19 protein-coding genes and 4 pseudogenes are annotated in these 24,253 nt (G+C 62.5%); 10 read left to right on the top strand and 13 right to left on the bottom strand.

Annotated features, from left to right (window positions below; all coding sequences use genetic code 11):
- Positions 1-465 precede the first annotated feature (465 nt).
- The 5 genes from ABIC50_RS05840 to ABIC50_RS05820 all read left to right on the top strand — a co-directional run bounded on the left by ABIC50_RS05840 (position 466) and on the right by ABIC50_RS05820 (position 3,857).
- On the top strand, positions 466-636 hold the full coding sequence (locus tag ABIC50_RS05840) for a hypothetical protein (protein ID WP_175742604.1): 171 nt from the start codon (positions 466-468) through the stop codon (positions 634-636).
- Positions 637-1,266: 630 nt separating this feature from the next.
- Positions 1,267-1,692: a PRC-barrel domain-containing protein gene (locus ABIC50_RS05835; protein WP_175742601.1), complete on the top strand. Its 426-nt coding sequence runs from the start codon at positions 1,267-1,269 to the stop codon at positions 1,690-1,692.
- Positions 1,693-1,869: 177 nt separating this feature from the next.
- Positions 1,870-2,058, top strand: coding sequence for a CsbD family protein (locus ABIC50_RS05830; RefSeq protein WP_175742599.1), 189 nt, complete (start codon positions 1,870-1,872; stop codon positions 2,056-2,058).
- 376 nt (positions 2,059-2,434) lie between these two features.
- On the top strand, positions 2,435-2,830 hold the full coding sequence (locus tag ABIC50_RS05825) for a S8 family serine peptidase (protein ID WP_208450836.1): 396 nt from the start codon (positions 2,435-2,437) through the stop codon (positions 2,828-2,830).
- A gap of 19 nt (positions 2,831-2,849) precedes the next feature.
- Positions 2,850-3,857 carry a S8 family peptidase gene (locus tag ABIC50_RS05820; RefSeq protein WP_341771783.1) on the top strand — a complete coding sequence of 336 codons (1,008 nt, stop codon included), beginning with the start codon at positions 2,850-2,852 and terminating at the stop codon, positions 3,855-3,857.
- On the opposite strand, the gene ABIC50_RS05815 is transcribed toward ABIC50_RS05820, so the two are convergent.
- Entirely contained in the window at positions 3,849-5,780 is a 1,932-nt protein-coding gene (locus ABIC50_RS05815) for an Ig-like domain-containing protein (RefSeq protein ID WP_244110109.1), read from the bottom strand. The two genes, ABIC50_RS05820 and ABIC50_RS05815, sit on opposite strands and share 9 nt — an antisense overlap.
- A 649-nt stretch (positions 5,781-6,429) precedes the next feature.
- Here ABIC50_RS05815 and ABIC50_RS05805 point away from each other — a divergent pair.
- Positions 6,430-6,687: pseudogene (locus ABIC50_RS05805) on the top strand (transposase); the annotation flags it as partial.
- A gap of 252 nt (positions 6,688-6,939) precedes the next feature.
- Here the strand turns inward: ABIC50_RS05805 and ABIC50_RS05800 are convergent.
- Entirely contained in the window at positions 6,940-7,983 is a 1,044-nt protein-coding gene (locus ABIC50_RS05800) for an IS110 family RNA-guided transposase (RefSeq protein WP_354162261.1), read from the bottom strand.
- A gap of 65 nt (positions 7,984-8,048) precedes the next feature.
- Here ABIC50_RS05800 and ABIC50_RS05795 point away from each other — a divergent pair.
- Positions 8,049-8,600, top strand: a pseudogene (locus ABIC50_RS05795) (IS3-like element ISBcen15 family transposase); the annotation flags it as partial.
- A gap of 224 nt (positions 8,601-8,824) precedes the next feature.
- On the opposite strand, the gene ABIC50_RS05790 reads toward ABIC50_RS05795, so the two are convergent.
- Entirely contained in the window at positions 8,825-10,111 is a 1,287-nt protein-coding gene (locus ABIC50_RS05790; protein WP_354162258.1) for an IS110 family RNA-guided transposase, read from the bottom strand.
- Between the two features lie 82 nt (positions 10,112-10,193).
- Between ABIC50_RS05790 and ABIC50_RS05785 the strand changes: the two are divergent.
- A pseudogene (locus ABIC50_RS05785) lies at positions 10,194-10,511 on the top strand (integrase core domain-containing protein); the annotation flags it as partial.
- A gap of 60 nt (positions 10,512-10,571) precedes the next feature.
- Here ABIC50_RS05785 and ABIC50_RS05780 read toward each other — a convergent pair.
- Complete coding sequence (locus ABIC50_RS05780) at positions 10,572-11,456, bottom strand: hypothetical protein (protein ID WP_175742594.1); 885 nt, start codon at positions 11,454-11,456, stop codon at positions 10,572-10,574.
- 169 nt (positions 11,457-11,625) lie between these two features.
- Positions 11,626-12,141, bottom strand: coding sequence for an MFS transporter (locus ABIC50_RS05775; RefSeq protein WP_175742624.1), 516 nt, complete (start codon positions 12,139-12,141; stop codon positions 11,626-11,628).
- A gap of 161 nt (positions 12,142-12,302) precedes the next feature.
- Here ABIC50_RS05775 and ABIC50_RS05770 point away from each other — a divergent pair, with 161 nt between their 5' ends.
- Positions 12,303-12,929 carry an AraC family ligand binding domain-containing protein gene (locus ABIC50_RS05770; RefSeq protein WP_244110108.1) on the top strand — a complete coding sequence of 209 codons (627 nt, stop codon included), beginning with the start codon at positions 12,303-12,305 and terminating at the stop codon, positions 12,927-12,929.
- A gap of 50 nt (positions 12,930-12,979) precedes the next feature.
- Positions 12,980-14,199, top strand: a pseudogene (locus tag ABIC50_RS05765) (ISL3 family transposase).
- Positions 14,200-14,265: 66 nt separating this feature from the next.
- Here the strand turns inward: ABIC50_RS05765 and ABIC50_RS05760 are convergent.
- From ABIC50_RS05760 to ABIC50_RS05725, 8 genes are all read right to left on the bottom strand, one after another.
- Positions 14,266-15,285 carry a D-cysteine desulfhydrase family protein gene (locus ABIC50_RS05760; protein WP_175742622.1) on the bottom strand — a complete coding sequence of 340 codons (1,020 nt, stop codon included), beginning with the start codon at positions 15,283-15,285 and terminating at the stop codon, positions 14,266-14,268.
- Between the two features lie 322 nt (positions 15,286-15,607).
- On the bottom strand, positions 15,608-17,437 hold the full coding sequence (locus tag ABIC50_RS05755; RefSeq protein WP_354162255.1) for a fatty acyl-AMP ligase: 1,830 nt from the start codon (positions 17,435-17,437) through the stop codon (positions 15,608-15,610).
- Positions 17,438-17,453: 16 nt separating this feature from the next.
- Positions 17,454-18,344, bottom strand: coding sequence for an ACP S-malonyltransferase (fabD, locus tag ABIC50_RS05750; RefSeq protein ID WP_354162252.1), 891 nt, complete (start codon positions 18,342-18,344; stop codon positions 17,454-17,456).
- The gene (locus tag ABIC50_RS05745) at positions 18,345-18,776 is read right to left on the bottom strand and encodes a hypothetical protein (RefSeq protein ID WP_175742586.1); all 432 of its coding nucleotides are present in this window, start codon (positions 18,774-18,776) and stop codon (positions 18,345-18,347) included. It abuts the gene before it with no gap.
- 10 nt (positions 18,777-18,786) lie between these two features.
- Entirely contained in the window at positions 18,787-20,673 is a 1,887-nt protein-coding gene (locus tag ABIC50_RS05740; protein ID WP_175742584.1) for an AMP-binding protein, read from the bottom strand.
- Positions 20,674-20,702: 29 nt separating this feature from the next.
- Positions 20,703-21,959: a type III PLP-dependent enzyme domain-containing protein gene (locus tag ABIC50_RS05735; RefSeq protein WP_175742582.1), complete on the bottom strand. Its 1,257-nt coding sequence runs from the start codon at positions 21,957-21,959 to the stop codon at positions 20,703-20,705.
- On the bottom strand, positions 21,956-23,194 hold the full coding sequence (locus ABIC50_RS05730) for a fkbH domain protein (RefSeq protein WP_354162250.1): 1,239 nt from the start codon (positions 23,192-23,194) through the stop codon (positions 21,956-21,958). Before ABIC50_RS05730 ends, ABIC50_RS05735 begins: the two co-directional genes overlap by 4 nt.
- Positions 23,191-24,252 carry an NAD(P)-binding domain-containing protein gene (locus tag ABIC50_RS05725; protein ID WP_354162247.1) on the bottom strand — a complete coding sequence of 354 codons (1,062 nt, stop codon included), beginning with the start codon at positions 24,250-24,252 and terminating at the stop codon, positions 23,191-23,193. Before ABIC50_RS05725 ends, ABIC50_RS05730 begins: the two co-directional genes overlap by 4 nt.
- Position 24,253: the final 1 nt, after the last annotated feature.

The raw sequence follows: 24,253 nt of genomic DNA, 5'->3' as shown, positions 1-24,253 counted from the left end.
GAGTTAGCGAATGCATATTGCACGGAACGCATCGGGACCTCACTTCTACTACCGTACAGACATGCGCTGCCGCATGCGAGAACGTGACGGCGTGTCCTTCGCGCACCAGGTCCTGGTCGCGAGGCGCGCATTCGAACCGATAACTGTCGCAATCGAGCAAGCCTTTGTTGCGGCACAACGCCGGGTTTCGCTGCAAGTTCCGTCCGTGTGGGTCAGTGGCCCACCGGTCGCGCAACTGAGCAGGTCAGTGTCTCACTTGAGGAGACTTGTCATGTACAACGTAGTCTGGCTCGTTGGCGCCGTGGTCATCGTTCTGTTCGTCCTCGGCTATTTCGGATTGAGATAGGGCGTCTCGTTCACGTGCTCGTCACGCGATGACTGGTCAACGACGGCGATCTCATCCGCGGCAGTGAAGCCGCAAGATGATCCGGATCGCGACAGCCATCGTTTATGGCAGGAGGCGAAATGAAGACGCTCAGGATCATCGGCTGCGCCGGCCTTATGGCAATCGCGATCATGTTGTTCGGCGCGATGTGCGCGGTCCTGGAGGACGGCATGATTTCTCGCGATGTGCATCGACAGGGGCTGACTGGCAACACGATTTCCAGCCCCCGATCGCAGAATCGCTTCAGTTAAGTCACCGAATTACCGTTCCCGAAAAATTTGGAGAGACTCCGGCATTCGACGGGCAGAGGCGTGTTCGCCATTCGCGATGCCCGCATGCTTCGAAAATCGGCTTGCCATTTGCAATCGACGCTTGAGGTCGCGACAGGCGCCCGCGATCGCCTCGCAGCCGCTCCCGCATGGGTACGGCAGCGTACCGACTTCAGGGCTGGTCGCGCATAGGGTTGGTTGACCTGATAGGAACGCATGTCGCGCCCGTTCGGAAGTGTTCCCCATGCCTCATGCGCGCTATGCGAACAGTGCACGCATCGGCGCCGGCCCCCTTGGCAGGGCGCCTCGACGAGCATCGTTGATGCGCCGCACTTCCAATGTCATCGCCTCGACAGCAACGGATACCGCGGCTGCGAAACGATGGCGCTCAAAGCGATGCTCAGGCTGTGAGCATGTCACGGCATCCCGCGCGCATGCCCGCACGAAACACTCGAATCGAGCATGTTTTTCGGCCCGCATGACGGCGGGCGATGACAGGCGAAGCGCGCGGCGTGCTGGCTCGAAACAGAGCCGGATCGGCGCGCGCTTCGCACCGTCACGCTAGCCGGCGACGCGCGCCGGCATTTCGGTCAATGAACAAAGGAGCAGGTCATGACACTCGTTTCTCCCAGCAATCAGCCGCCGAGCAACAGCAGCGGCGCCCGGATCATCGGTCACGCAACCAGCACAGGCGGGGCCGGCCCCAACGTCATGGCGGCCACCACGCTGACTGGCGACAAGGTTCTATCGTCCGATGGCAAGGAGATCGGAAAGGTTGTTGACATCATGCTGGACGTATGCAGCGGCCGGATTGCGTACGTCGTGCTGTCGTATGGTGGCTTTCTCGGGATGGGCGACAAACTTTTTGCCGTGCCTTGGGGAGCGTTCACCCTGGATACGGACGAGAAATGCTTCCGGCTCGACGCAACGGAAGAGCGGATGAAGAGCGCCTCCGGATTCGACAAGGACCATTGGCCTGCGATGGCGGATTCGCAATGGGGGTGGGCGCTTCATTCGGGTAACACGCCGCCGATGTAGTGACACGTCAGCAAGAGGCGCGGCCGGCTTTCCGCCATACACGCGGCAGCGTGACCGCGGAATGCGGTGAGCGATTGCTGCTTTTTCAGATTCTGCCGTATCGCGTGCACCGGTCAACGCGCTGATCTCGACGGGCGGCAGGTTATCCAGCCAGCAGGTGTGACCGGAGCATTCATCATGAACAAGGATCAAGTCAAGGGTGTCGCAGAGAAGGCAAAGGGCAAGGTCAATGAGGTGGTTGGTCGAGCCACTGGCGACACGAAGCAGGAAGTCAAAGGCGATGTCCAGCAAGCAGTCGGCGAAGTGCAGAAGAAGTACGGCGACGCCAAGGAAGCAATCAAAAATCAGGCGAAGAAGACGCATTGATCGCCGTGTCAGTCGCGACACTGGGACGCTGCAATACCGCGGCATCCGATCGCGGCACAATCGCCGCAGTCTGGCGTTACCCGCGTATCGCGGATTGCAGGAAGGGACGTAGGGGCACGCGAAGGCTTTTAGCCCAATGTATCGGCGTCACGGACGCCCGTGCGTGCCGTGCCGCGCGACGACATTCGCCGGCGGCGTGGACGCATGAAGTGTCTCGCGTTCGACCCGCCTGTATAAGGCTGGACTAGACCAAACAGACAGCGTCAGATTGTCTGACTCAGGTCGGCCAGAAGCTGACGTTTGCTCATTGCCTTGCATGGAGAGCCTAACGGCCGCCTTTCGTAAACGGACATCGATTATGAGAGCAGGAAAGCTGGTGCTGCTACTCAATTGCGTTGCCGAACTTCGCAAGGCGAAGGACACGGCTGACTTCTTCGATGGGATGGGTGTTGAAGAGCAACGCGCGTGGATGGACGACATGCTGGCGCACGCCGTTTGGCCTGCTGCCGACGCGCCGCATGTCTGCCTCATCGACCCCGGGGTCAATCGTGGTCATCCGATGCTGGCGCCGCTGCTGGAATGGACCGACCAGCACACTGTCAACCTCGCCTGGGGAGTCGACGACACAGCCAATCACGGGACTGGCCTGGCAGGTCTGGCTACCTACGGCGAACTCATCGCGGCCATGGAACAGGTCGTGCCAGTCACGGTGACGCATCGACTGGAGTGTGTCTGTGAAGCTCGTTTCCGAAGAGGGCGACAACGCAGGTGACGTCCGGCACCGTGCCTAACTGTTCGCCGAGGCTGTCAGCCGACCGGAGATCACCCATCCCGACCGTGCGCGGGTTTTCGCGACGGCGGTCACCGCATCCGACTACCGAGATTGCGGTCGCCCCTCCTCGTGGTCGGCGATGCTTGAGCGCCTTGCGTCAGATGTCGATGGCGGAGGAGAAACCCCGCGGCTGTTCGTTCTGGCATCTGGCAACACCCGCAGTCACGACGCTTGGATGACGTATCCCGATAGCTTGGCGACGAACGTCGTGCACGACCCGGGACAAGCTTGGAATGCACCGACCGTCGGCGCCTGCACGCGCAAGATTGACACTGAAATCGCGGGCCTGGCGGCGATTGCTGCGGAAGACGGCCTCAGCCCCTTCACCACGATGTCGCGTACATGGGACAGCGCGTGGCCCTTGAACCCCGGCGTGGTTTTCGAAGGGGGCAATGTCGGCAAGGACAAGCTGGGTGCTTCCGGAGTTCCCGCTCTCAATCTGCTCACTACGCACAACGTGCCCGACGAGCGCTTGTTCACGACGACCAATGCGACGATTGCGGCATCGGCTCTCTGCGCGAGGATGGCCGCCCGGATCATGGCGGCGTACCCGCAATTCCGGGCCGAAATGGTCCGAGCCCTGATCGTTCACGCCGCTGAGTGGACGCCAGCGATGCGGCAAATGTTCCTGCCTGCTGGTAGGCAACCCCGTAAGCAGGACTATGTGAATTTTCCATGGACGCCATTGGCTTGCGTGGCGGGACTAACGTCTATGGTGTGTGTGACGAGCGCGAGTAGCGATGGGCAAGCCTTAGGCCGCAATCCGCGACGCGATCAATCGCAGCACGTTCACGTCTTTCGACGGCCGATTCGTATGGCAGCCCGACGTGCAGACAGCATGGCGCCGGATCGATGCAATCGCGCGAAGGTAGAGGCGTTCCGCGAGCAGTCAGTCGTGCTCGGCGGCCGGGCAGTGAGTACCCGGCTACCGCCGGGTACTCCACTGGCACGGACAGTCCTACTGTGAAGGCAGATTGATAACCGTATTGACCATCGTCACCGCGGCGGTCAACGCGATTGCCCGGCCGTTGAGCGTGGTGATGACGGCTGTCGGAGGCGTCCCGCCGACCGTCGACAAAGTGATCGCCGCATTGGCCAGCATCGTTCCGGTCATCGTGGACCCCGTGCCGATAACAGCGCCGGCCGGTACGTACCAAAACACGTTCTTCGCCTGGGCTCCATTGACGAGCAATACCTGGATCGGCACCGCAGGTGTCGCGGGTCCGGTGAGGCCAACATTCAAGGTGCCTGTACCGGCTGCTGTCTGGAAGACCCAGACTGCATTGGCGTCGCCACCCGCATCGAGCGTCAGATTGGCTGTTGTGCGGCCAACACCACCAATATCGAACGTGCCCGTGCTGGACAAATAGATGCCCGGCGGAAGCGTACGGCCTGCGAGTTCGTCCGCGCCTCCTCCAGTGCCGCCACAGCTCGGACATTGGGCCAGGCTCGAAACATCGATACCGCCCGGCAACGAAGCCGGTGACAGAGAATTGAACGCGATTGTGGCGTCATGACTTGCCTGAGTGACCGCGAGCCCAGGGACCGAATTGGCAGGCGCAGTGAGTGTGTACACCAGCCCCGTTACGAGTCCGTTATTGCTGGGGGTAGTCGTAAATTGGGTGCCGCTCGAATCGGTCAGCCCCGTTATCTTCGTCGAAGCGGCATTCACACCCAGGTCGCCATGAATTACTGTATTCAATCCGGCGTTGGTGACCGTTGCATTTCCCCCGAACGAACCAAAGGACTGGGCGGCTCCCAGTGCCGGTGCCGTCGTGCATAGGGACGAATTCGTCGTGAATGTCGTCACCGAAGCCGATGCCAGAGCATTGCCCGCGAGATCTTTCACCCCGGTCGTGACCGTGACGTTGTAGCTCGTGTTAGCTACCAGCGCGTTGGTCGCGGTAAAGGTTGCCACCTTACTCGGCACATCGTAGGCAACAGTCCCTGAGAGCAGGATGGTGGGCGTGTTCGACGCCGCGACGGTGAACGTGGCTCCGGTAATGGTCGACGGGTCCATCGCCTCGCTGAAGGTAACGTTGGCCGACTTGTTGGTGCAAACACCGGTCGCAGCATTGGCCGGGTTGGCCGATACGATCGAAGGAGGCGTCGTGTCCGTGGTGGTTCCCGTGGTGAACGTCCACACGAACTCGCTCGCTATCGCGTTGCCGGAAAGATCATGGGCAGCGGTCGTAACCGTTGCGTTGTAGGTGGTTGCCGCACTCAGGACCGCGGGCGTGGTCGGTGTGAAGATGGCACTTTTTGCCCCGGCCGCGTACGACACCGTACCCGCAACTGGCGCGCTGCCCGGGCCGGTCAGTGTGAAGCTGGTCGCCGTGATCGTCGACGGATCCATGTCTTCGCTGAAGGTCGCTGCAATGTGGGTATTCAGGGCAACGTTGGTGGCACCTGCGGCAGGCACGCTAAGCGTCACCGTCGGCGGAGTCACATCCGGAGCGGCCGCCGTGGTGAAGGTCCACACAAAATTGCTCTGCAGCGCGTTACCCGAGGCGTCTTTCGCGGCAGTGGTTATCGTTGCCGTGAGAACCGATCCAACCGGCAGCGAAGTATTCGTGGATGTGAATACAGCGGCTCGCGAGGCAACGTTATAGGTCACCGTGCCGGCAATCGGGGTGGCGCCTGGACCGCTGACGGTAAAGCTCGACGCGGAAATCGTCGCCGGGGCCATGTCTTTACTGAAAGTGACGACGATCTTCGTCGTTACTCCGACACCCGTAGCGCCTGGCGCGGGCACTGCCGCGCTGACAATGGGACGGGTCGTGTCCTGAGTTCCACCCGGCGCGGAAGCCGGTTGACTATGTGAAGAACCACCGCACCCTGCTGCCAACACGATGAGGAACACGGCTGACAACCAGCTCAGCCGTTTCACGAAACTCGGTATGCGATTCATTTTCAACCCCAGTGCGACGACAACGCCGCTGTATGGTCAAGTTTTTGGGTAAGGTTTGTTCATTGTTCGCTTTCGCACAATTGCTCCGTAGCACCGAAAAATCGATGCTGCTCAAAATAAATTCGGTTTGCGTGTGGCGCTGAGGGCATACCGAGGACCGGGCAGCCACGTACCCGAATTAATCCCGGAAGAATCGGACCGACTGCGAAGTGGGTCGGTAATAGAGGAATAAATATTAGTAATGCTTGCGCGACCTAAAGGGAATAAATACCGAGAGGACATTCTTTGTTTTACTCTCCCGGGGGCCGCCGCACATCCCGTGAGGGACGAATAGATCTTTTATAGACCTGGCCCCCCCAAGATTCAAGTGAAACCTTAGACAAATCGGCTTTTTCAAATTCCGCTTATCGACGCAATTTCACTGCGGAGCGCTCCAGCTGCCGCATGTGGAGACGCGCGGCAAAGTGCTCGAAGTCATTGGTACGTTGGTGCGTGTGACGGGCGTCGACGTTCGGCTCGGCGAACTGTGTGAATTGCGCACCTCGTCTGACCCTAGCCCACAAAACTGTCCCACTTGGAAGTGGAAAATTCCGGCATGACGATGTCATCGAGACTTGGAGGTCATGCCGTGAAGAAGAGCAAGTTCACCGAAGAGCAGATCGCATACGCGTTGAAGCAGGCCGAGTTGGGCACGCCTGTCGCGGAGGTCTGCCGCAAGATGGGGATCAGCGACGCGACGTTTTACAACTGGCGCACGAAGTACGGCGGGCTGTCGCCATCGCAGCTGCGCCGGCTGAAGCAGCTTGAAGAAGAGAACGCGAAGCTCAAGCGGCTCGTAGCAGATTTGTCGCTGGACAAGGCCATGCTGCAGGACGTGCTGTCAAAAAATGTATGGTCCGCCCCGGCTTTGCAAGGCGAGCGTTGTCGATCCGACGCATGTCAGTTTGCGTAAATGTATCCGGCCTCTCGCGAGTCGAACGCTTTTGGCGTTCAGGCCATGATGAGATCTGCGCGTACCGTTCCTAATAAGTTGGCTCGGGCTTCCTGGCCCGCTTTTTTGACCAAGGCTTACAGCACGCCAGTCAACTGTTGCGTCATCTCGATTCCACGTCCCTGCAAACTTGAGGTCGATGCGGTTTTAAAAGCGAGGATCCATTTTTTCGTACAGGGCTCCCGGGCGCGTGAGCACAACCCAGGCGACGCGAGCAAGTTTGTTCGCCAGCGCTATCACGACCTTGTTGTGATGCATCCTGCTCTCAAGCGTATCGAGCCATCGTCCGAGCCGATCTCTTGAGCGATCCAGATGCATCAGACAGGACTGAGCGCCTAATACAAGTAAGCGACGCAGGTACGTATTGCCGCGTTTGCTGATGCCCAAGAGCGTTGGCTTGCCGCCGGTCGTATGCTGACGCGGAACGAGGCCGATCCATGCAGCCAAGTCGCGTCCGCTGCGGAACTGCTTGCCATTTCCAATGGCTGCGCATAAAGCGCTTGCCCCAAGCGGGCCAATTCCCGGAATCGTCGTGAGGCGCTGTACAACGTCATCGTGCTTGGCGGAGGCTTCGATCTGACCGGAAAGTGTGGTGACGCGCTCGTCGATGCGCAGGAAATCCGACCACAGATCCGTCAACAGCTGTCGCATAGTCGGCGTCAGATCGTTGGAATCGTCCGCAAGAATGCGAGTGGCATCGCGTCGGAACATGCCGATACCGGTGTGGATGGCGATGCCGTATTCGAGCAGAAAGCAGCGAAACTGACTCACGATGGCCGTGCGCTGGTGAACGAATTGGGCACGCACGCGATGTAGCGCTTGCATGTCAAGTTGCTCGTGGCGTTTGACAGGGACGAATCGCATCGTTGGGCGCGTTACAGCTTCGGCGATTGCCTCGGCGTCGAGCGTGTCGTTCTTGTTCGACTTCAGGTAGGGCTTTACGAATTGCGCTGGTATCAACTTGACGTCGTGGCCGAACGCGATCAGTTTCCTTGCCAGCCAATGCGCTCCCGGACAGGCTTCCATGCCAACACGCGCGGGAGATGCTGTCGCAAAGAACTGTAGCAAGGCGTCTCGACGAAGCTTGATTCTCAGGGTGAGCCGTCCAACCTGGTCGGCTCCGGCGATGTGAAACGTCGTCTTGCCCAGGTCGACGCCGTAGACGGCGCAGCTGTGAGGAACGATACGCATGATCATTCTCCGACGGTTTCGGGGGTTAAGTTTCCCCCCTCGGGGAGGGGCGGACCATCCTATTAGCTCTGAAGCCTTCTCGGCGCCGTGAGCTTGTCACGGACTTGATGCAGCGTTTCGGCGCAAGCCAGCGGCAGACCTGCGCGTTGTTGCAACTGTCCCGCACGGTCTACCGTTACGAGTCGGTCGCGCGGGATCAAAGCGCGCTGGAGATGCGCATCAAGGAGATCACGGAAGTGCGGGTGCATTATGGTGCGCCCCGCGTGTACGTGATGCTTCGCCGGGAAGGCTGGAGGGACAACCATAAGAGAGTAGAACGCGTGTATCGCGAACTGGGCCTTTCGTTGCGCCACAAGCGACCTCGTCGAAACAAGTCTGCCCGGCGCCGACAGCCAAAGCAGTCAGTGAGCGCAATCAATGAAATCTGGAGTATGGACTTCGTCGCTGATGCGTTGTTTGATGGTCGACGCTTGCGCACGCTCACGATCGTGGACAACTACACGCGGGAATGCTTGGCGATTGAAGTCGACGGCTCATTGCGTGGCGAACACGTTGTCGCCGCGCTGACCCGGCTTGCGCAGCATCGCCCGCTTCCACGCTATATCAAGGCAGACAACGTTCTAAATGCAAACAGAATGTGCAACGCTAGGCAAAGCGGGGCCGCGCGCACGGCCAGATGCAGCGCGCGAGCTGTCAAAGAGCGAATGACAACCAACCAGTGGTCTTCCGCGGCATCGGGGAGGCTTGCTGACCATAGTGGACACAAGATTCATCGCACACGACGTGATCTTCACCGTACCTAAAACAGCATAGAAGCCCCAGCGGAAGGTCCGAGCATTATCTACGGGGTCGCCTGCGCCCCTACGGCAGCCGAGAGAGGGATCGATCCACTGGGTAAACCGAGTTCGAAGAACTGCCTGTAAGGCTGGTTCTTCTTGATCATGCTGTAAGCCACGCGAGCCATCTTCGCTGCCACGGCGGTCAATGCCTTGCGCTTGAGGTCAGCGTCGTCCGGATTAGCGTGGACGTAACGTTCATATTTCGAGCGGAAGGAGTTCTCCTTCATGCGCACGGCAGCCATGCCTGCCATCCAGAAGGCTAGCCGCAACCGCGCATTGCCGCGCTTGGAGAGTTGCTCACGTCCCCGCTGGGTGCCCGACTGTATCTTCGCCAGGTCGAACCCGCAGTACTTCAGGAACTGACGGTGGTGACCGAAACGGCGCAGGTCGCCGGCCTCGGCGAGGATAGTCATGGCGATCACCGAGCCAATGCCCGGCAGTGTCTTTAGATGAGCGAAGTCGGCATTATCGTGAAGCTCCACCTCGGCGCGCGCCTCGATTGCCTCTCGCAGCACGTTGAGCTCCTGGTACCGGCGCAGCGTAATGCGGAATGTCTCGACAGCCAAGCAATCCAGCGCGTGAGGCAAGGCAGCGGTGTGTGCCGCTGTTTCCCATATCTCTTCGAGTTTGGCGCGTTTGTTCACCTTGCGACCGACCAGATCCCATGCAGCAGCCACAAAGCTTTCGCGATCTAGAGCGCGTACGTGCGTCGGTGTCGGAAACTCGAGCAGAAAGCGCACGAACCACTCGTTGCGGGTGGTGCACCAATAGCGGTGCATTTCCGGGAAATACAGGGGCAGGCAGTGATTGATCAGTGAGTGCTGCACCTTGGTGCGTGCGCGAGAAACCTGGTAGTAGGTCTTTGCAAGTTCCTGCAGGTCATGATGGCCGGCGATCTGCGGGTCCACGTAACGCTGATATGTGCCACGCCTGAGCATTTCCAGGATGACCTGTGCGTCCTTCGGATCGTTCTTGTCCCAAGAGTTGAACATGGCTTCGCGATACCGCGCCTGTGCCACGGAATTGATGCTGACTACCTCGTGCCCGGCCGTGAGTAGACGGTGAGCCAGCGGGCGATGGTAGTCACCGGTCGGCTCAAGCGCTACCCGGCAATTGCCGGGTAGCGCTTGAAGGTAACTCAACAGCCGGTCAAAGTCAGAAGCGTTGTTGGTCATCCGGAAGCGCTGACGCTTCCCGTCCGACAACTCGATCAACACGGCATTCGAATAACGGGCGACGTCGATCGCCACAAGGTTCAGGGGCAGCGCACCTTCGAGCAAGTCGGCCATTTCGGTTTCCTCCGGCGGGCGGTGAACGGGAAATCCAAAGGATGCCCGTTACCCCTGATGGCTGACATTCTGCATGTACTATGGCAGCGAGTTCATTTCGAAGGCGCTCGACAAATGGGCGTACGAGAACGGCGTGGAGATTGACTTCTCACGTCCTGGCAAGCCGACCGACAACGCGAAGAACGAATCCTTCAACGGACGCTTCCGGGAGGAATGCCTCAACGCGCATTGGTTCTTGTCGCTGGAGGACGCCAGACGCAAAATCGAGGTCTGGCGCGAGTACTATAACGAGGCGCGTCCTCACTCTGCGCTGCAGTGGATGACGCCGGCGGAATTCGCCCGCCAGTGCACCGATCGGGCCGATTCGGCCCGCCCCGAAGAGCCGGAATTTTCCAACTAAGACCGGGACGGAAATTGGGCCAGCCTCACTTCGGCACCCTCGAATTTCCTGCGCGCCCTTTCATCCGCAAGGCGGGCCGTCCTTTGCAAACTGCCACGCCACCGCGGTCAGGAGCCCCAGCGCCGCCGCCTCCAACGTGAATTGCCCCATGCTTGCGAGGGCAGTCCAAGCGGGCATTGGCGCGTAAATTGCGTAGACATACGCCATCAATAGCTGCTTCTTGAGTGCGAGCACAAGCACCGCGAATTGCCATGCGAACGCGCATCGCCGTGCACTCGAATACCGCCAGGTGAACGCAACGCAAAAGAGGCTGGCAATAGCTGGTTCGACGAAGCTTAGGTAGGCTGGAATCAGGACCTCCGGCCCATACGGCATCTGACACCGGCCGCCCGTCGGCGCCAAACTTTCGACGTAGGCGAGGACGATCGAGAGGACGGACGCCAACCGCGACATCAAAACGAAATTCAATAGCAACGCAAGCAACACTGCGGCGACAATCCTCCCGCTGCGTTGCCTGCAGCGGTAGATGGCGGCACTCATGACTGAGGCAGCGGCGTAGTACGCGATTCCTCGAAGGCTAGTAAATGTCTCGTAAAGCCAGCTCGTCGTCCAAGGCGTCGAGCAGTATCCATTCATGAACCAGCCGCGCAAAGTCTCGTTGAGGCAGGCGAGAATCACGAAAAGTACGGTGATGCGGCAAAGCGGCGAGCGCAACGGGAGCGATAGGCACAGGGACCGATAGAGCCACGACGCCGCGTAGATCATCACCGCGTCGTTGACGACTGCCGGCAGTTTTGAACCCAGAGACGCACCCGGATACGGCGCATGGAACAATTGCAGCATCACTGCATGCACGCTCAGCGACAGCACGGTCGCAACGCACATTCCAATCGCAAGTCGCCCGCGGTGGATCCCCGCGAACAAGGGGAGAATCGGTTTTCTCATATATCAGATTTCCTGACTCTGTGTGCGCTGAACGACGCAGACGATTTTCTGTCGCCAAACTAAAATCGATCCGCGATTTCGAAATGGACGAAGTCGCACTCCGTAAGCCGTCGCCACGACCTTCGCTCCTTATTGCAATAGAACCTGTATCTCCGATTTCATAACGGATTCACTGCTCTGCAGAGTGATGAACGAGATTATGATAAACGCTGGTCAGAGAAAGCTTCTCATGGACGTCGTCATTAAGGGAGCTGCGCACATTCATAATTCCTCGGTCGAGGTGCGGGTGACCAGGCAAGGACCATAGCGACCGTAACGAAACGGCGGGTGCTGCACCGTTCAGGCAATCCCGTAGTATTGTTTGCGTGGTGACCGAACATGTCTCGAGGCCCACCGCTTGGACGAAGCCGCACACGAGAACGAGGCCAAAACTGGGCGCGCGGGCCGCAAAGGGTGTCCCGCCCATCCCAATCGCGAGTCCGCACAGCATCGCCGGACGCCGTCCGACGTGGTCGGATACGCGTCCCCAAAGGAAAACGCCGACGGTGAAACCCAAAAAGAAAATGCTCATCGCCCATTGAGTTCGGGCTGCGCTCATGTGAAAAACACGAGCGATGTTCGGCAGGCTTGAAGCAAGCACCTTTTCGGCCATCTGCGGCAGTGCCACCAAGGCCAGAGAATCCATATTGGCAGCAGCCTCGTTTCGCCGAGGGTCGAGATCTGTCGATGCGCCATGATTTCCTCCAAATTGAGGTGGATAGCATACCGACGCATAAGCGAAGATAACCGCGATGTCATGACATAAAACATCGCAGAACAGACATGGCACATTATGAGTCGAATCATATGTTCGACCTCGATGCTGCGTCGTGTCCCATCATCGGCATCGCATCCGAATCAAGGGAACACGATTCCCAATGGCACGCCCATCAGCGAACGCAGCTGCTGTATCTGACCGAAGGCGCGATCACGCTGCTAACGGCCGATCGGATTGGCCACCTCGAACCGCTGCAGGCGATCTGGTTACCCGAAGGGGTGCGGCATCGCGCAGTCATGCAGGGCCGCTTCGCATATCGAAGCCTCTATTTCGATGTGCAGGCATACCGTGATCTGCCACGGGCAGCCGTCATTATTGAGGTGAGCCAGTTGTTGCGCGAGCTTATCGTGTGTGTCGCAGAGTGGCCAACCGATGACGCGCTGACCGAAGCCCGAACACGGCTGGTGCGTGTCTTGCTCGACGAACTCGAGACGGCGCCCGCCTCGCCGTTATATTTGCCGATGCCGCGCGAACGTCGGATCGGTGCGATTGCGAATGGGCTTGTTGAAGATCAGTCTGAACAGCGCACGCTCGACGAATGGGCCGACCGGGTGGGTCCGAGCGCTCGAACGCTCGCACGGCTACGCATCATGCTGCCTCACCGGCAGGCGCACCCAATTCAATTGGTTCATCGCGGAAAACCGTGGAGAGTTTGAGAGCGATTGCGTAACCTGACGCCCGACTTTAAGGAGGTCAGGAGGAAGAATTGCTCGATCGCAAGGCGCTTCAGGCACTGGGTTGCTGGACGGGTTATCGGTTAGAGCGTGTGGAATGGCCGGAAGGCGAAGGCCGCACGCTATCGCTGCACCTGAAGCTGATCAGCAGGTCATGTGCCGCGAGCAATGCGGTGCACGCTGCCAGCAGATCCACGAGACGACGGTTCGTCGAGTGTGCGATCTGCCGCTGTTCGAATGCCGGGTGGTGTTGCATGTGCCTCGTCGCCGGGTCTGGTGCGAACACTACGGTGGTCCGCGACTGGAGAAGCTGGCGTGGCTGGGCCGCTACCAGCGAGTAACTGAGCGGTTCGCCAAGGCGTGCGAGAAGCTGCTGCAGGCCGCCAGCGTGCAGGCGGTGGCGGCCTTCTACGACCTGGGCTGGCACACGGTCAAATCGATAGACAAGATGCGCCTGCGGGCGCGCGTGGCCGAGCCGGACTGGTCGACGATCCGCTATCTGGCGATGGACGAGTTTGCGCTGCATAAGGGCCACCGCTACGCCACGGTGGTGGTCGATCCGATCGGCCGACATGTGCTCTGGGTGGGCCCTGGACGCTCGCGCGAGACGGCTCGAACCTTCTTCGAACAGTTGCCAGAAGGCGTTGCCGAGCGCATCGAAGCGGTCGCCATCGACATGACCACGGCCTATGAGCTTGAGATCAAGGAGCATTGCCCGCAAGCGGAAATCGTCTTTGACCTGTACCACGTCGTGGCCAAGTACGGCCGCGAAGTGATCGACCGGGTACGTGTGGATCAGGCCAATCAATTCTGACATGACAAGCCGGCCCGGAAGGTTCTGAAGTCCAGCCGCTGGCTGTTTCTGCGCAACCGGCACAATCTGAAGCCAGAACAGGCTGTGCAGTTTAAGGAGTTGCTGGCCGCCAATCAGTCGCTGTTATGCGTCTACGTGCTACGCGACGAGCTCAGACGGCTCTGGTTCTACCGAAAGTCAGCCTGGGCGGACAAGGCTTGAGGGCAATGGTTCGAACGGGCTCAGCAAAGCGGGATCGCTGCCTTGCAAAAGTTCGCCGAACGCTTGCAGGGCTACTGGCACGGGATCGTGACCCGCTGCCGCCATCCGCTCAATACCAGCGTTGTCGAAGGCATCAACAAAACCATCAAGGTCATCAAGCGCAGGGCTTACGGGTACCGCGACGAGGAGTACTTCTTCCTCAAGATCCGCGCCGCGTTCCGCGGAATTCCGCGTTGAACCATTCAATTGCCGCTTGTCTCTGGTGATCGGAGCGGCGGCCAGCCTATGGACGATGCTGTAAACTCAAAATTCGGCTCGGTACGCGAATAGCCCCGGGAGTCCGCCTGACATCACGAATAGTAACTTCTGACCCGCAACGTACTTTCCCGCCCGAACGCTATCTACGAGGCCGGCAAACGCCTTCCCGCTGTAAACCGGATCGAGCAGAATTCCTTCTGTTGACGCCATAAGGCGAACAGCCGCCAGCATACTTTTCGTTGGTACTCCATAACCGGGACCCAATTGCGAGTCATCGATTGAAATGGAGCTGGCCTCCACTTTCAGCTCATCATCGATTAGGCGCGCAGTCTGATTGGCCTTGTCGACCGTAATCTCGGTCGACTTTAGGGCGCTTCCGTAAACAGCGAAGCCGATTATTAGAGCTGGGTCAAGCCCAAGCGCTACATATCCGGCGACGAGCCCCGCGTGCATGCCGCCACTCCCATTAGCGAGCATGATGCGATCAAACATCAATCCAGAGGCGTCGGATTGGGCCACGATCTCCCTCGCACATTCAGCATATCCCAAGCAGCCGATAGGGCTCGAGCCGCCCAATGGACACACATATACGCGCCGGCCCTGCCTACGCAGCTCATTGGCACGGTCTTCGGCGAATTCGAGCGCGTTAGTCGAGCCCGGTAGATCATGCACGTGCGCATCAAACAGCGCATCAAGCAAGATGTTTCCATTATTAATGTAGTCGTCGTCAAATCGGGGAACGGCCCGCGTCAAGACAAGTTCGCACTTCAGGCCGACGCGCGCCGCTGAAGCCGCAGTAAGACGTGCATGGTTGGACTGTCGAGCACCAACGGTAATAATGGTGTCTGCGCCCGCCGCCAACGCCTCTCCGATGAGAAACTCCAGCTTCCTCAACTTGTTGCCACCAGCACCAATCCCGTTGAGATCCTCGCGCTTGACAAAGATGTCTGGGCCGCCGAGGCGAGCACTAAGGCGAGGAAGGGGCTGAATGGGAGTGACCGCTTCCAGTAAAGGACTACGCGGGAACTTCGAAAGATCAAACGGTAACGATTTGGGAGCAGTCATACGGTCAGATTTGGGAATTGGATGGCTTGTTAGACAGTCTCGCTTGGCGATCTTCACCACGCAAGTCTCTTATCGTAAACGCCAACTGTTGTAGAGTGCGAAATGACCATCCGGCGCACATGGTAGAACGGCAGTTCATGCCAATAGTTGCGGGCGACGATTTCTGGCACTAGCCGAATAGCGAACTTCGCGCGGGCGTGTTCGGGCTGACCTGCCTGATTTCTTCGGGCCATTTCAATCGGGACCGTTCAAGGCGATTGAACGGTCCCGCGCCCCGCCGGACTATACCCCGGCAGCGCGCGCGATGCGAGGATGCGCACGATCAGAGCGTGGCCGACGTGCACCGTTCGATCACGGGCGCGAGCCATGTCCGCGCGGCGTCGTGCAGATACGTATCCTCGATCGTGTACGTGCCGTCCGCGAGCATCTTCGCGCAGGTCGCACGCTGGATCTTGCCGCTCGACGTCGTATGGATCTCTCCCTTCTTCACGCGGATGACGCCGCTCAGCGTCAACTGGCACGCGTCCCACACTTCCCGGCTGATTTCCGGCGCGAGCGCGGTGAGGTCGAACCGGCCGATCGTCTCGAGCACGACGACGACCCCCGCCTGCCCGTCGCGCTCGACCATGATCGCCGCGAGCCGGTTCGGGCGAATCCGGTCGGACACGTTCAGCACCGCGCCTTCGATGTCCTGCGGATAGTAGTTCACGCCGTTCAGGATAAGCAGGTCCTTGATCCGCCCCGTGATGAACAGGTGGCCGCGATCGTCGACGAAGCCGAGGTCGCCCGTGCGCAGCATGCCGTTCGGAAACGCATCCGAGCGGTACGCGCGGAACGTCGCGTCGGTCGCTTCCGGGCGGCCGAAGTAGCCGTGGCAGACGCTGTCGCTTGCCACGCAGATCTCGCCGATCCTGGCCGCAACCTGCGTTTCGCCCGTCGCGGGATCGACGATGCGGAACGTCTGGTCCGCATCCGCGAGCGCACCGACCGACACGACGTCGATCGACCGGCCGTCGCCTTCGTGCGGCTCGAAGCGTCCGTCGGCGAGCGCCGCGTAGTGCGCGCGGCGGATCACGACGGGCGCGTCGATCTGCGTCGATGTCGCGACGAGCGTCAGCTCCGCGAGCCCATAACACGGCGCGAATGCGTCGTAGCGAAAGCCGGCGGACGCAAACGAGTCGGCAAATTTGCGCATGATTCGCGGTTGTACAGGCTCCGCACCGTTGAACGCATTTTCCCAAGAAGAAAGGTCGAGCGCCTGGACATCCATGCGATCTGCGCGTCTTTGGCAAAGATCGTAGGCAAAGCTAGGTCCGCCGCTGCAGGTTGCCCCATAGTCGGACACCGCATGTAGCCAGCGCGCTGGCCGTTGCAGGAAATCCTGCGGCGACATGAATACCGCGGGCCGCCCCGCATAGATCGGCTGCAGGATCCCGCAAATCAGCCCCATGTCGTGATAATGCGGCAGCCACGACACGATCAGCCAGCGATCGCGGTCGCTTCCGCAATGCCGGTACAGCAGTCGCTCGTTCGCGAGCAGATTGTCATCGCCGACCATCACGCCCTTCGGATCGGACGTCGAGCCGGACGTGTACTGGAGGAACGCGATCCTGTCGGGCGCGAGGGCGGGCAGCGCGGGCGCGGTGTCGCCGATGTCGTTGGGAATCGCGCCCACTTCACGGCACGGCGGCGCGACAACGCCTGCCGCGCTCAGCTCGGCGCGCACGGCGTCCATCTCGCCGTTGCCGCATATCGCGAACGACGGCGCGCAGTCGCGCCAGATCGAGATCAGCCGGCGGCGCTCCTTCTCGGTGCGAGGCGGCAGCGCCGGAACGGCGATGCGGCCCGCGTACAGGCAGCCGAAGAACGCTTCGATGAAGTCGGCTGCGGACGGGAAGATCAGCAGTACGAGATCGCCCGGACGGCCATGCGCGACGATCTCGCGCGCGATTGCGAGCGCGCGGCGATGCATGTCGCCGTAGCGCATCACGCGATCGGGCATGCGGCCGAAGCCGAGGTAGCCGTACGCGAACTCGTCGGGCGTCGTCTCGGCGCGAAAGCGCAGCACGTCGGCGAAATGGGTTGCGGGCGCGAGCGGCGGCGGCGTGGTCAGCGAGCGGCAGGTGGCGAGGGCGGACTGAATGGATGACATGTCGGATCGAGCCTCTTCAAAGGGGGATAGGTTGCAGCGCGGCGGGGCGCCCGGATGGTTCGCGCCGGATCGCGTCGACCAGGCGCGTGAGAATTCGGCGGCCGGGGCCGAGCTCGACCCATTCGTCGATGCCCGCGCGCAGCATGGTGCGGACGCTGTCGCGCCATCGCACCGGCTGGTCGAGCTGCTCGACGAGATAGTCGGCGGGCGTGCCGGGCGGCTGGTAGGGGCGCGCTGTCACGTTCGACACGACGGGCCGCGCGGGCCGGTCGAGCGCGAAGCGCGCGACGAATGCTTCGAACGCTGGCTTGAGCGGCGTCATGCAGCGCGAGTGAAAGGCACCGCTCACATTCAACGGAAGCACAGTGACGTCGCCGCATGCGTTGAGCATGCGCGCGGCGTCGTCGATCGATGCTGCCGGACCCGCAATCACGGTCTGCTCGGCGCTGTTGAAGTTCGCGAGATCGACGTCGTCGAGGCCGGCGGCGTGCAGCCGGCGGCCAAGCTCGGCCGCCGTGACGCCGACGACGGCCGCCATCGCGCCGCCGTTCACCGACGCGAACAGCTCGCCGCGCCGCTTGACTATCTCGAGCCCGGTGCGGAAGTCGAACGCACCCGCGGCGAAGAGTGCGCTGTATTCGCCGAGGCTGTGGCCGGCGAGCCAGACGTCGGCGTCGTCGTGCGCGTCGCGCCAAGCGGTGAGGTGCAGCGCGTTGACGACGAAGATCGCGGGCTGCGCATAGCGGGTGTCGGCGAGCAGGCCGTCCGGATCGTCGAGGCAAAGCCGCTCGACCGACAGGCCCATCACGTCGTCCGCCGTTTCGATGAGCGCCGGATAACGCTCGAAGAGGCCCTCGCCCATGCCTGCCGCCTGCGCGCCCTGGCCGGGAAAAATCAATGCCTTCATTTATGCTCCCGCGAACATGTAGCCACCGATGCCGAGCGCGGCGAGCATCGTAACCGCGACGATCCCGCCGAGCTTGTGCTGCACGCGATCGATACGCTCCCACGCGGCGTAGTCGTCGCGCGCCGCGTAGTGGCGGCGCCGCACGACGATCCACACGCACGCCGAGTTCAACGCGATCGCTAGCGTGCCGAACCCGACCTTCGTCAGCAACAGCGGCGTCGGCATGCGATGAGCGAGCATGATCGCGCCCGAGACGAGCACGATCGTGAATGCCGGAATCTCGACGTACTTGTCGGTGGCCCAGTGCAGGTTCGAGATGAACGTACGCTGCTCCGGGCTCTGATCGATCGCGTGTTCGAAGATGCCTTCGACGATCACGCAGCTCATCCACGCGGCGACGAAAACCAGATGCAGGAACAGTACGAGCTTCATGGCGTCTCCTTCATGATCGGACGGCGTCGCCGGACAACACATGCTCCCGTTCGCGCAGCGTCGCGAAATGCTCGAGCAGCTTGCGGCGGAGAATCTTGCGCGTCGGGCCCTTCGGCAGCTCGGGCAGATCGTCGAGCCCGTTCAGCAGCACGACGTGTCGCGGGCACTTGTAATTCGCGATGCGGCCTTCGCACAGGCGGCGAACGTCGTCCTGGCCGAGCGTCGACGACGCGCGCAGCTTCACGTACACGCACACGTCCTGCCCGAGGATTGGATCGGGCACGCCGAGCGCCGCGCATTCGACGACGTCGTCGCAGCCGTGCAGCACGTTCTCGATCTCGGCCGGGTAGATGTTCTCGCCGCCCTTGATGATGAGGTCGTCGACGCGCGTCGCGAAGAAGTAGTTGCCTTTGTCGTCGCAGTAGCCGTAGTCGCCGGTATGCAGCCAGCCGTCGCGAAAGCGCTCGGCGCTCAGCTCGGCGCGCGCGTGGTAGCGCGTCGCGACGTTCTCGCCGCGGATCAGAATCTCGCCCGTTTCGCCCGCCGCAGCCTCGCGGCCGTCCGCATCGACGATCCGCAGCGCGTTGCACGGCAGCGCGACGCCGATCGAGCCGAAGCGGCGGCGCTCGGCGGGATGGCGGTTCATCGTCGCGAACGACGTCGTCTCGGTAAGCCCGAAGCCTTCGAACACCGGCACGCGGTATTCGCTCTCGAAGCGGTTGCGGACTTCGTCGAGCAATACCTGGCCGCCGCAGACGATGCCGCGCAGCGTGTCGTCGGTGCGCTTCAGCCCGTATTCGAGGAACGCGGACAGGAACGCGGGCATCACGCTCGTCCAGTTCACGCGAAACGTGTCGACCAGCTTCCAGAACGACGGCAGCGCCGACTTGCCTTCGAGGATTACCGAGCTGCCGCCCGCGATCAGCGGCGACAGCAGCGTGATCACCTGGCCGTTGTTGTGGAACAGCGGCAGGATGCACATTGTCCGCGTGCCGGGCACGAACGCGAACCAGTCGACGAGCGCGCGCGCGTCGGACAGGAGGTTGCGGTGCGACAGCACGACGCCCTTCGGGTGGCCCGTCGTGCCGGACGTGTAGAGGATGCTCGCGTCATCATCGGCCGCGAGATCGGGATCGGGCGAGATCGACGCATGTGCGGCCGCGGCCGCGAGCGCTTCGACACCGAAGCCGGAGGCGGCGTCCGCACTGGCGACGCGCGTGACGCTATCGGCGCCATTGCCACAGCCGAGTTCGGCGCGCACCGCATCTCGCAGATGGGTCATTCGCCGGTCGAACACGACGAGCTTCGCGCCGCTGTTGCGAACGATGTACGCGCACTCGGCCGCGCTCAACGCCGGATTGATCGGCACCGACACGATGCCGAGCAAATGCGCGCCGAAGTAGTACGCGAGAAACTCGGGGCCGTTCGGCAGCACGACCGACAGGCGGTCACTGCGCCGCAGCCCGTGCTCGCGCAGCGTTTCGGCGGCCGCGCGTGCGAGCCCGTAAAACGCACGATACGTGTAGCTGCGATCGTCGGCCGGGAAGAGCAGGAACGGCTGGTCGGGCAGCGTGTCGGCGCGCGCGCGCAGCAGCGCGCCGATCGTGTCGGGTTCTGCGCCGGCCTCCGCGTCCGGCGCCGCGGATGCCTGCGGCGCGTCGCCGCTCGGCCCGCGTTGCCGCTCGATGTACTGCAACAGCCGCTCGAAGCTGTCGAGCCGATAGGCTTCTTCGATGTCGATGTCGACGCCGAACTCGGCGGCGACCTTGCCGAGCAGCTGGACGTGCGCGAGCGACGACCATTCGGCGAGATTCTGCATCGACACGCCGGGGGCGAACGGCGCGCTCGTGAAGATCCGGCTGCCGAGAGCGCTCAATTGAGTTGATAAGGAGGACACGCTGGGGTTCCTTGTCGTTGAGGTTGGGGTCAGTGCGGAGCGGCGTCGAACAGTGCGAGCTCACGAAACTGTCCGCGCAGGCAATGGTTCGAGCTCATCGACGACGCATAGCCGCCCGCGTTCAGCAGCGCGACGAAGTCGCCCGGCTCGACGGGCGGCAGGCTCACGTCCTTGCTCCACAGATCGAGCGCCTCGTTAATGTTGCCGGCGAGACACACCGATTGCGCGGCGCCCGGCCGGCGCACGCACGGGACGGGTTCGCACGGCAGGTCGTAGAACGCGGGCTCGATAGCGAGATTGAAGCCGCCGTTCAGCCCGACGAAGCGGAGGTCGCGCTTGAGCTCGACGTATGCGACACGCAGCACGAGCATGCCGCCGTCCTTCGCGATGAAGTCGCCGGGCTCGATCGCGAGCGCGAGCGGCCGCGCGCCGAAGCGTGCGTGCACGGCCGCGCGCCAGCGTTCGAGGTCGAGCGGCCGGTCGGTCGCGCGATGCGGCAGGCCGAGCCCGCCGCCGAGATTGATGCCGCGCAGCCCCGGCACGCGCGCGACGAACGCGTCGAGCGCATCGAGCACGCGCTCGAACGACTCGAGCTGCGGATCGAGATAGCCGCAGCCTGCGTGGCAATGTAGCCACGTCACGGTCAGGCCGTAACGCGCGGCAAGGTCGAGCGCCGCGCCGAACTGCTCCGCGTAGATGCCGAACTTCGTGACGGTCGCGCCCGCATAGGTCAGGCGCTCGCTGTCGCCGTAGCCGATGCCGACGCCGGGATTCACGCGAATGCCGATCTCGCGTCCGGGCGAGCGGCTGCCGAGCAGCGCGATCGCGCTCAGCGTGTCGCAGTTCACGTGCACGTCCGGCAGCGCGGCGAGGAACTCGGCCTCGTCCGGCATTATCCCGTGCGAGGTGTACGAGATTCGCGCTGGCGCGAAGCCGCACGCGAGCGCCTCGCACAACTCCTCGGGCGAACAAACGTCGATGCCGAAGATCGGCGAACGCCGCAGCTCCGACAGCAACGGACGGAAGCGATTCGCCTTCATCGCGTAAAGGATGCGGAAGTCACCGCGTTGCAGGCCGCCGAGCGCGCGTTGCAGGCGCGCGACGTTGTCGACCGCGCGCTGCGGGTCGTACAGGAACACCGGATCGGCGAACGCGGCCGCGAGCTCGGCGACGTCGCGGCCGCAGAAATGCAGCACGCCGTCGCGGTAGTGCAGCCGGTCGCGCGCCCACCAGTCGGCGGTGGGCGCGGTGTAGGAGGGCGTGAAGGCGTCGAGGTTTGCGTTCATCGATGGGTGGCCAAGGAAGCGGTTGAGCGGGAGAAGAGTGGCGCGAGATCGAGTGCCTGCGCGGTTGCCGCGAGCGCTTGCGGCGCCTTGGCGCACGCGAGTACCGCATCGGCGAGTGCGGCCGGCGCGATGCGTAGCGGCGCACGCTGGCCGCTTCGATCGACGGCGACGCACGCTTGCGCGGCGATCGCGTCAATGAAGTCGACGGCCGGCTGATTACTGCCCGTGCGGATGGTGTCGAGCGCGATGGCCGGCAGTGCGGCGCATTGCGCCGCGAGCGCGAGCGCGAGCAGCACGGCGTGCTCGACCTGCTTGCCGAGCACCGTGCAGCTCAGCACGAATTCGGCGAGGATGGGCAGGCCGGCGTCGGAGCGCACGAGCGCGAAGCCGCTGTAGCCGTATTGGCCGAAGCGGTCGGCGACGGTCAGCGCGAGTCCGCACGCATCGCGCGAAGTCACATCGAGCAGGTCGGATTCGAGATACGCATGGCCGCTTAGATGGAATGTCGCGGCCGTATGGCTCAGGCGTGCGCTTTTCGCGAGCGCCGCTTCGTCGTCGAGCGGAACGCTCGTGATGCGCAATTTCAGGCGCTCGAAGAAGCGGGCGAGCGACGGCGTGGGCGTTGCAGGCGCCGCGGTACCGGGCGGTGTGCCGATCGACGTGCCGACCGCACTGGCTTCGCTGCGAAAGCACTCGGCGAGCCATCGCGCGAACGCCGCGAAGCCGTCGATCGTCAGCGGCACGTGGCCGAGCTTGTCCGCGACCGGATCGAACGGCTGTGCGATCGCGCTCGACGCGACGAAGTCGGTCCAATCGAGCACGCGCAAGCCGGGCAGGTCGAGCAGCGCGCGTTCGACCCGCCGGCAAGAGTCGGCGAGCGCCGCGCCGCGCGCGTCGAGCGTGGCCGACGGCAGCACGACGATGCGGGGCGGCGTCGCCCGGCCGGCGGCGAACGACGATAGCGCTTCGAGCCACGCATCCGCGCGTTGCGCGAGCAGAGCGGCGAGTGCGTCCGGCGTTTGCGCGTGGTCGTTCGCTTCGTGGCGCACGAAGTCGGCGAGCCGCACGAGCAGCAGTGTCGCGTCGTCCGCGTGCTGGGGATCGGGCGCGAGCAGCGCTTGCAGCAACTGGTTGTAGCGCGTGAACGCGACCTCCTCGAAGCCCCGCGCGCGCAACAGCGGATCGAGCGGCGACGCCGTGAACGTCGCGCCGACGTATAGGCGCCGGGCGCTCATCGCACGACCTCCGGTTCGGCATCGGCGGCCTTTGCCGGCGCCTGGTAGAGCTCGCCCGCGGCCTCGGTCGGGAACCGGAACGCCGCGCGGACTTCCGCGTGGGCGACGTTGAGCGGCCGCTTCAGCACCGCGCGTCGCGCCTCGTCGAGCGACGCGTAGTCGTTAGACGCGTGTTCCTTAAGGTATGCCGAGAATTCGCCGCTGTCGATCTGGTCGAGCACGCGCGCGGCGAGCTCGCGCACGGCGGTGGGCAGCGTGCGCCCACGCCAGCGGTGATAGCCGACCTGGCAGGTCGGCGAGCCTTGCAGCGCGACGACTTCGTCGAGCCCGATGTCCGCGCCGTCGAGCATCATCTTGCCCATTTCGCCCGAGCCGTAGACTTCGAGCAGCGCGGCCTTCGGGCTGAAGCCGCGCTCGACGAGCACCTGGAAGCCCATCTCGACGAGATCGACGAGCGCCGGCGCGAGGAACTGCTCCTGGAACAGGTCGAGGAACGTCTCCTGCCGGTAGCTCAGCGCCATCACGCCCGCGCGCGTGAAGCCGACCGCGCGCGCGATCGCGAGCACCTTGTCGCGCGCGCGGCCGGTGTGGTTGGCGACGATGTCGAAATACGCGGGCGCGCCTTGCCCGGCGAGGTAGTAGCGACGGATCGGGTCGCCGTACATGCGCGGGGCGAGCATTGCGAGGTCGCGTCCGGCGAGCGGGCGCACTTCGCCTTGCACGAGCGAGTGCCCGTGCGCGACGCACAGCAGCGCGCCTTCGCGCAGGTTCGGCGCGATGTCGACGTCGAACACCCCGCCGTGCGCTTCGTCCGGGATCAGCAGCAGCACGATGTCCGCGTGCGCGACCGCTTCGGCGATGCTCGTCACGCGATGGCCTTCCGCACGCGCGAGCTCGCCGTAATGGTCGTCGACGTTGCCGACGCGCACGGAGATGCCGCTGTCGCGCAGGTTCGCGGCGAACGCGCGGCCCTGGATGCCGTAGCCGATCACGCTCACGTTGAGACCTTCGAGCGACTGCAGCGATGCATGTTCGTCTTGATAGATGAGATCGTTCATG

The organism is Burkholderia sp. 567 (genome assembly GCF_040545115.1).
In the GTDB taxonomy this organism is placed as follows: domain Bacteria; phylum Pseudomonadota; class Gammaproteobacteria; order Burkholderiales; family Burkholderiaceae; genus Burkholderia; species Burkholderia ambifaria.
This window is presented reverse-complemented; position numbering and strand designations above follow the sequence as displayed.

What these genes read in the sequence shown, in the direction of transcription:
- ABIC50_RS05835 (WP_175742601.1), top strand. Translation starts at nt 1,267, where the DNA reads ATGACACTCGTTTCTCCCAGCAATCAGCCGCCGAGCAACAGCAGCGGC.
- ABIC50_RS05840 (WP_175742604.1), top strand. Translation starts at nt 466, where the DNA reads ATGAAGACGCTCAGGATCATCGGCTGCGCCGGCCTTATGGCAATCGCG.
- ABIC50_RS05780 (WP_175742594.1), bottom strand. Translation starts at nt 11,456, where the DNA reads ATGAGAAAACCGATTCTCCCCTTGTTCGCGGGGATCCACCGCGGGCGA.
- ABIC50_RS05730 (WP_354162250.1), bottom strand. Translation starts at nt 23,194, where the DNA reads ATGAGCGCCCGGCGCCTATACGTCGGCGCGACGTTCACGGCGTCGCCG.
- fabD (WP_354162252.1), bottom strand. Translation starts at nt 18,344, where the DNA reads ATGAAGGCATTGATTTTTCCCGGCCAGGGCGCGCAGGCGGCAGGCATG.
- ABIC50_RS05745 (WP_175742586.1), bottom strand. Translation starts at nt 18,776, where the DNA reads ATGAAGCTCGTACTGTTCCTGCATCTGGTTTTCGTCGCCGCGTGGATG.
- ABIC50_RS05775 (WP_175742624.1), bottom strand. Translation starts at nt 12,141, where the DNA reads ATGGATTCTCTGGCCTTGGTGGCACTGCCGCAGATGGCCGAAAAGGTG.
- ABIC50_RS05790 (WP_354162258.1), bottom strand. Translation starts at nt 10,111, where the DNA reads ATGGCCGACTTGCTCGAAGGTGCGCTGCCCCTGAACCTTGTGGCGATC.
- ABIC50_RS05830 (WP_175742599.1), top strand. Translation starts at nt 1,870, where the DNA reads ATGAACAAGGATCAAGTCAAGGGTGTCGCAGAGAAGGCAAAGGGCAAG.
- ABIC50_RS05755 (WP_354162255.1), bottom strand. Translation starts at nt 17,437, where the DNA reads ATGTCATCCATTCAGTCCGCCCTCGCCACCTGCCGCTCGCTGACCACG.
- ABIC50_RS05770 (WP_244110108.1), top strand. Translation starts at nt 12,303, where the DNA reads ATGTTCGACCTCGATGCTGCGTCGTGTCCCATCATCGGCATCGCATCC.
- ABIC50_RS05760 (WP_175742622.1), bottom strand. Translation starts at nt 15,285, where the DNA reads ATGACTGCTCCCAAATCGTTACCGTTTGATCTTTCGAAGTTCCCGCGT.
- ABIC50_RS05800 (WP_354162261.1), bottom strand. Translation starts at nt 7,983, where the DNA reads ATGCGTATCGTTCCTCACAGCTGCGCCGTCTACGGCGTCGACCTGGGC.
- ABIC50_RS05735 (WP_175742582.1), bottom strand. Translation starts at nt 21,959, where the DNA reads ATGAACGCAAACCTCGACGCCTTCACGCCCTCCTACACCGCGCCCACC.
- ABIC50_RS05725 (WP_354162247.1), bottom strand. Translation starts at nt 24,252, where the DNA reads ATGAACGATCTCATCTATCAAGACGAACATGCATCGCTGCAGTCGCTC.